Source organism: Pseudoalteromonas sp. S1609 (genome assembly GCF_005887255.1).
Lineage (GTDB): Bacteria > Pseudomonadota > Gammaproteobacteria > Enterobacterales > Alteromonadaceae > Pseudoalteromonas.
In genome coordinates this window covers 20,603-27,637 of record NZ_PNDJ01000093.1, presented here as the reverse complement: position 1 = coordinate 27,637, position 7,035 = coordinate 20,603, and the positions used below count along the sequence as shown (strand labels likewise).

The 7,035-nt window shown below is 40.8% G+C and carries 6 protein-coding genes; 3 read left to right on the top strand and 3 right to left on the bottom strand.

Going from position 1 to position 7,035, the window contains the following annotated elements; all coding sequences use genetic code 11:
* Positions 1-158 precede the first annotated feature (158 nt).
* The 3 genes from CWB76_RS18225 (at position 159) to CWB76_RS18215 (ending at position 2,000) form a co-directional block, all read left to right on the top strand.
* On the top strand, positions 159-785 hold the full coding sequence (locus CWB76_RS18225; protein WP_138609523.1) for a glutathione S-transferase family protein: 627 nt from the start codon (positions 159-161) through the stop codon (positions 783-785).
* A 16-nt stretch (positions 786-801) separates the two neighbouring features.
* Positions 802-1,497, top strand: coding sequence for a cupin domain-containing protein (locus tag CWB76_RS18220; protein ID WP_138609521.1), 696 nt, complete (start codon positions 802-804; stop codon positions 1,495-1,497).
* A gap of 134 nt (positions 1,498-1,631) precedes the next feature.
* Complete coding sequence (locus CWB76_RS18215; RefSeq protein WP_138609519.1) at positions 1,632-2,000, top strand: SpoIIAA family protein; 369 nt, start codon at positions 1,632-1,634, stop codon at positions 1,998-2,000.
* Between the two features lie 41 nt (positions 2,001-2,041).
* Here the strand turns inward: CWB76_RS18215 and CWB76_RS18210 are convergent, their stop codons facing one another.
* The 3 genes from CWB76_RS18210 to CWB76_RS18200 form a co-directional block, all read right to left on the bottom strand.
* A complete protein-coding gene (locus CWB76_RS18210) occupies positions 2,042-2,992 on the bottom strand; it encodes a carbohydrate kinase family protein (protein ID WP_138609517.1) in 951 nt (316 codons plus the stop codon).
* 116 nt (positions 2,993-3,108) lie between these two features.
* Positions 3,109-5,502: a TonB-dependent receptor gene (locus CWB76_RS18205; RefSeq protein WP_138609516.1), complete on the bottom strand. Its 2,394-nt coding sequence runs from the start codon at positions 5,500-5,502 to the stop codon at positions 3,109-3,111.
* A 167-nt stretch (positions 5,503-5,669) separates the two neighbouring features.
* Positions 5,670-6,899 carry an MFS transporter gene (locus CWB76_RS18200; RefSeq protein ID WP_138609514.1) on the bottom strand — a complete coding sequence of 410 codons (1,230 nt, stop codon included), beginning with the start codon at positions 6,897-6,899 and terminating at the stop codon, positions 5,670-5,672.
* Positions 6,900-7,035: the final 136 nt, after the last annotated feature.

The following is a 7,035-nucleotide window of genomic DNA, read 5'->3' as shown; positions in this document are numbered from 1 at the left end:
TTCTGCCTAAGGGCGATTTACTCTTTGTTGCTCGGTTTTTACTTAGCCCACTAGGTTACAAATCTCGCGCCGCGATTAAACCGCCCCTAGTTTGAACAAATTATAATCCGCAAAGGTCAACAGACCCTAGGTTGTTGTTAAAAATATAAGAGATCATTATGAAAATTTATGACGTAGAAAATTACCCAAACCCGTTACGGGTTCGTATTGCACTTGCTGAAAAAAATGCGACTGATAAAGTAGAGTTTGTTGCTGTTGATTTATTAAATGGGGAGCACCGCAGTGAGGCTTTCTTGGCAAAGAATCCGTTGGCAGGTGTACCTGTACTAGAGCTTGATGATGGTACTTTTATTGCCGAGTGCACTGCAATTACACAATACATTGATACCGCTTTTGCAGGCCCTTCATTAACTGGTGTTGAGGCAAAAGAACGCGCAGTAATTAATATGATGCAAAAACGTGCTGAGTCGATGGTACTTGATGCAATTGCCACTTACTTTCATCATGCTACTGATGGATTAGGACCTAAACTTGAAACCTATCAAAATGTTGCATGGGGTGAAAAGCAAGCTGAAAAAGCACAGCAAGGCTTGGTTTATTTTAATAGCGTATTAGCAAACTCAACTTATGTGGCAGGTGAACAATTTAGTGTTGCAGATATTACCTTATACGCAGGACTTGTGTTTGCAGGCTTTGCACAAATTGCTATTCCTACTGAACTCACGCACTTAATTGCATGGCAACAAAAGGTCGCTCAGCGTCAAAGTATTGCTGCTATAAATTAATAATTTGGAGTCAAATATGAAAATTGCTGCCGACTTTAGTCAACGTGTCGTAGTACATAGCGAGTCACTTGAATGGATAGCTTCGCCCATGCCGGGTGTTGATCGACGTCCACTTGACAGAGTGGGCGACGAAATTGCTCGAGCCACTAGTATTGTACGCTATGCGCCAAACAGCCACTTTAGCCCACATACTCATACTGGGGGCGAGGAGTTTTTAGTGCTCGATGGGGTATTTCAAGATGAGCATGGCGATTTCCCAGAAGGTGCCTATATTCGTAATCCTCCGCAATCAAAGCATACTCCTGGCTCAAAAGATGGTTGCATTATATTTGTAAAACTGTGGCAGTTTCAGCCAGAAGAACGCCAGCACGTTCGTATTCTCACGCAGCAGATGCAAGGGCAGAAAACCCCCGAGTTTAATGACCTAAATGCCATTTCGTTATATCAAGATGCATATGAAACAGTGAGTATTTTGCAGTTTAATGCTAATCAATCTTTAACGCTCACGGTAAGTGGTGGTGCTGAGTTGTTGGTTTTGGATGGCACTTTACAAGAGCATAACGACACACTTGAAAAACACAGTTGGCTTAGAGTGCCTGTTAATAGTGAAATTAACGCCACAGCGGGTAACAATGGCGCAAGAGTATGGATAAAAACCGGTTATTTAAATGATGTAGAAAATCAAGTTAATCGGTTAAAGAAACATAATTAGCTCAAAGGATAAATCGGCATTAACTGGCTGTTTTTTGACCTGCTTCATATGATAATTTTTAACTGTTGCCTATAATCAAAGCTCTTTTCATTCAAGGGTTGAGTTATGGTTAATTTTTAACACATGGTTTATCGATTGGTATTGAGCGCTCAGGCTGTGAGTTTTTCTTAACACTTAAGGCAATTGGTACCTTAACTCACAAAGATTATGAAGTGATCACCCCAATGATCGATTCAGCGCTAGGCGAAGTTAAGCATCCTATTGTTAACGTATTGATAGATGGCACTGAGTTAGATGGTTGGGAGCTTCGTGCTGCTTGGGACGATTTAAAGCTTGGCTTGAAACACAACAAAGAATTTAAAAAAATAGCGATTTACGGTAACAAAGAGTGGCAATCAACCATAGCTAAGTTAGGCAGTTGGTTTATGTCGGGTGAAATACAATACTTTGAAAATGCTACTGCCGCTTTAGAATGGCTAAAAACCAATAATTTAGACGCTTAGCAAAAAAGGCCAACAGTGGCCTTTTTTGTAAGTATCTTGGTTTATTGCGAAAGTGTTTGCTGCGTGGGAAGTGCAGGAAAAGCGCCTTTAGCTAAGCAAGCTTTTGAGCCACAGCGAAGACCAAAGTGAAGCGCTTTTTTTACTATTGACTCATCATTTAGCTTATCAGTAAGTGGCACTGCATTATCGCTGTGGTTTAAGTAGTATAGTACGCCAGCAATAAAAGCATCACCAGCGCTGGTGGTATCTACAGCGGTAATTGTTGGAGCTGCTTCACTGAGGGTAAAAGCGTTATGGTAAACAGTCGCTGGTGCCGGACCATCGGTTAAAAACACCAGCGTGACGCCTAATTCAAGCAGTGACTTTAAGTAGATATCAGCTGATTGCTGGCGTTGCGTTGCTAAAAAGTTTAACTCATCACGTGAGAGCTTAACAATATCGCAATACGCGAAACATGCCTGCACGCTTTGCTCAATGTCGTTGATATTTTGCCATAAACTGTAGCGTAAATTTACATCAAAGCTAACGAGTTTGTGGTTGTTTTTAGCCAGCTTTAAAGCGTACTCAGTGGTTTGTGCAATTGCCGAATCAGTAAGGGTGTTTGAACAAAAGTGTAGGGTACTCAATTCATCCCAATTAATACGCTTTAAGTGCTCACTCGTTAACAGTAAATCGGCTGTTTGATGACGATAAAAGTTAAAGCTGCGTTCGCCGTTTTCATCTAAGCTGACAATAACCATAGCTGTTTGCGCGCCTTCTATGGTAAATAAATACTCAGTATCTACATTATATTGCTCAAGCGCATTAGTTAATTGTTTAGCAAAATAGTCATCTCCCATACCGCCACAAAACGCAGCTTTACCGCCGAGCTTTGCGTAACCTACTGCCACATTAGCTGGAGCACCTCCTGGAATGGGTAAATAAGCACTGTTTTTAGAGTCTTGAGGCAGCATATCAATAAGCAGTTCACCAAGGCTAAGTAATTTGTTCATAGTGTAAATCCTAAAAAACCTAGCATGGCTAGGTCAAAATTCAAGGGAGAATTATTAAAACTAGTGTAATAATCGCTGAACAAACATAGCTTCAGCAATTGTTACACTAAAATTGGTTAGTTAAACGCGTATTTAAACGTCAATGACGTTGTACGGCCATTAATAGCACGTGCGCGTATAATGTTGTTATCAGGTATTGAGCCTTCTTCTGCTTCAGTAATACCTACCGTATCGAATAGGTTATTTACGTTTAACGCAATATTAAGATTTTCTGATAAATCGTAGCTTACAAAGCCATTTACTTGAGTGTAACCATCAAACTTAAGATCGTTATTATCTTGAGCATAGGCATCGGTAGTACCAATAAAGCTTAGGCCTGCAGAGCCTTTTTCATAAGTGTAACGTGCCATTAATGAGTAAATTAAATCAGCTTGGCGACGAGGCGTATTACCAACCACTTCAGGGGTAAGTGCATCTTTTGCAATTTCAGCGTCTGTCCACGTTAAATTACCACGAAAATCCCATGCATCAATAAAGTAGGTTGATTCAACTTCAATCCCTTTTGCTTCATATTCGCGGTCAAAAAAGGTTTGTGATGTCGCTTCAAAGTTTTGCTCTTCAGTTTGTGCATAAAATGCCGTGGCAAAAACTGACAGTGAATCAAAGCGCTTTTTAATACCAAACTCATACTGGTTTACTTCATCAACGGCATCTTCATCGGCTACTGAGCCATCGGCGCGAACTTTACCAAATAAAAGTCGGTCAGCATTGGCGCGACCGCCTTTGCTCAATCGTGCAAACGTTGCAAGGCTTGAGTCAATTTGGTAATTGGCACCAATTGAATATGATGCGTAATCCCAGTCGTAATTAACAGGGCTGGCATTTGCAAGGTCAATACCTGCAACATTTTGTTCAGGAACAGAAATTACACCGTCGCGATTCATATCAACGGTTGAGGTAACCGCGCCTGCATAGTTACCACGCGCTTCACCGCTGTCATAACGGGCACTAGCATCAATACTTACGTCACCCACCTTAGTTGAAAATGCAATATAGGGTGCACGAGTGTCGTATTCTGTGTCGTAATCGCGTTGGCAACAGTTACCCCAAAAAGGCGTGCCATAAGCGTATAAGCCATTTTCAGAGAATTCAGTCCCATCGGCGGCTGTTACATTTAATAGCGCTGCGTTATCACCTTTGAGCTCCATTAGGTAGGAATTCCATAACCACGACATGGCAATATTTTGGGTTGACGCATAATAGCCAAAAGTAACGCTAGTATCATCACTTAGCGATTTAGTCAGTTTGAAGTCGTTAACAATTGAGTCAAAGTCGTTCATGGTTACGTCAAACGTATGAATACGCATGGCTAAATCATCGTTAAATGCAGCACCTGTGGTCGCATTACTAAGCGTTGCACCCACACCACCAATACTTTGCGCTATAGCTGATGCATCGCCAACTTCAGCTGGGATCAGTGAATTAAAATTACCGCTTACAGATGATTTACGAAAACGGTTTTCAATACGCCAATCGTTGTCTAAATCAAATACAGCCTCAAAACCAATTGAGTCAACTTGCGGATTCATACCATCGCGAATATCGCCGTTACTTATTTGATTTTCGCCGTTTAAGCGCACTGTTTTAGTAAATAATGCTGAATGCGGGGTATCTGATTGTGCGTCAAACCCAGGGATTGAGTCACCATTTGCATACATTGGCATAGGTAAGTAGCCAACACTTTTATCATCTAAATGTTTGTAATAAAGACGCACGTATCCATTTTCAAAATCTTTGGTCAGGTTGGCTTTAATTTGCCCACCTTTATTTGATGTGTAACCTGTTTCACGTGGGCCTTCACCTTGACGTACAAAACCACCAACATGAAAGCGTACAGTGTCATTTAAATAGGTGCCATATTCAAAGTCAGTTCGAATAGTATCGTAATCTAGGCCAAGTGTAGTTGATACGCTGCCCGATTCGTTTTCGCCATTTTTTGAAATAAAATTAATTATGCCACCCGGTGCATTACTGGCTGCGGTAGAGGCTGAACCACCACGAATAGATTCAATGGTTTGCACTGTGTTATCTAAGCGCATAAAAATGTCAGCGTTACCAAATGCAATATCACCATATTGTAAAACAGGTAAGCCATCTTCTTGAAGCTGTAAAAATTTAGCACCACCAGAGGCAACCGGTAAACCACGTACTGCAATGTTGGCATTACCTTCACCGCCGGTTGATTCTGAGCGAACGCCAGGAATGATTCTAAATGCCTCAGCGGTAGAGCGAGGCGTAGACACCTCAACTTGCTCAAGCGACACACTGCTTACAGAAGAACTTGACGCCATTATCGTTGTACGGCGGGGTACACCGGTAACAACAATTGTTTCGAGTCCTTTGTTGGCTTGCGCTTGTGTATTTTGCTCTTGTTGTTGTGCATTAACGCCTTGGCTAACGGCGAGCGCTAAAGCACTGATCAGATATAAAGGTGTGTTGTGTGTTGTCATGTGAACGCCTCGTTTTAAACCCAAAGGGAAGTTGTTATTTTTACTTAATCGATTAAGTAAAAATAACAAAGTTTTTACAATAAGCAAATTATTTTGTTAATTATTTGCTGTTTTTTTACTCAAACATTGATTTTTATAATGTTTTTATAGCATTAAAAGTTGTTTGTTTACTCAGCGACTAAGTTACTTTGCTCTAATGCAGTTGCTGATGGGTCACGAATATAATTAAATAGCATAGCTAAAAATAATATGACTGCAAAACCCGTGGCTAAATAAAATCCGTAGCGTACGTGTCCAAAGTAATCACTGATCATACCCATAAATAAAGGTGCTAAGGCGGCTGACAGTGCGGTAAAAAATAATATAACACCGGCTACTGCGCCGTGTTGATGCACAGGAAAACACGATATTCCCTTAGAATTTAAAGTAGGGTAGACCATCGACATAAATAAACCTGAGAGAGGTAATAAAGCCACAGCCCAATCAACGCCGCCATAAAGAGTGCCAACGTAACACAGCGCAATGCCAAAGCTTAAGTAAGCCATAACTCCTTGCCAACTAAACCTATTCAGTAACCATACCGCAATAAAACGCCCTGCAGCACGTAACACAAAAAAGATTGTGAGTGCGTAAGTGGCCAGCAGCGGCCATGAGCCAGTGTAATCTTTTAGTAGAGTAGGCATCCACACGTATATGGCAACTTCGGTGGCAACATATAAAGCAATTGCAAGTGAAAAACCCAGTGCATAAGGGTTTTTAACCATTTTCATAGTCGTTTTTAGTGAGGCTGGCTTATCTGTATTTTTTACCACAGCAGGGTAAGCGGCACGCCAAGCAAGCAATGCCAAAATCAAACACATAATGCCAGCAATGATGTAAAGGTAAGTCCAACTTACATTTTGAACTAGCAGCACGCCAACTAAAGCAGGGCCAACAATGGCACCAATGCCAAAAAAACCTTCTACTTTATTCATGGTTTTGGTGTGCTCTTCGTTGCTATTAGAAATATCACCTAAAAGCGCCAATGCACCGGTTTTAAATAAACCAATGGCGAGGCCAATACAGCACAGTAAAAAAACAAAAAATATAAAGCTGCTACTAATCGCAAACAAAAAACAACTTGCAGAGAATATTAATAATCCAAGCATAATCGTTTTTTTACGGCCAAGACTATCGGCTAAAAAGCCTAGAAATAATCCACTTATTGCAATCATGGCCATAGGCGCATAATGAAACGCACTGGCTTGGGTCATACTTAAACCAAAATCGCTTATGAGTTCGGGAATGATCATGCCAACGGCGTCAGAGGTCATGGCAAACATAAAAAACATCATGTATGTGAGCCAACGAATTTGTTGCAACGGATCGCTGCTTACGTGTGTGTGTGATTTTGTCATTTGCTTTTCCTCGTTAAATGCTTGGTAACACACATTAAGTTGTCAGTAACTTATTGTAGTATTAATCGAGCCACGATATTTGTATGTAAAATATTTAAAAATTACTTGTAAATTCTTACTTGCTAGTTAAAGATAT

What these genes read in the sequence shown, in the direction of transcription:
- CWB76_RS18225 (WP_138609523.1), top strand. Translation starts at nt 159, where the DNA reads ATGAAAATTTATGACGTAGAAAATTACCCAAACCCGTTACGGGTTCGT.
- CWB76_RS18200 (WP_138609514.1), bottom strand. Translation starts at nt 6,899, where the DNA reads ATGACAAAATCACACACACACGTAAGCAGCGATCCGTTGCAACAAATT.
- CWB76_RS18205 (WP_138609516.1), bottom strand. Translation starts at nt 5,502, where the DNA reads ATGACAACACACAACACACCTTTATATCTGATCAGTGCTTTAGCGCTC.
- CWB76_RS18220 (WP_138609521.1), top strand. Translation starts at nt 802, where the DNA reads ATGAAAATTGCTGCCGACTTTAGTCAACGTGTCGTAGTACATAGCGAG.
- CWB76_RS18210 (WP_138609517.1), bottom strand. Translation starts at nt 2,992, where the DNA reads ATGAACAAATTACTTAGCCTTGGTGAACTGCTTATTGATATGCTGCCT.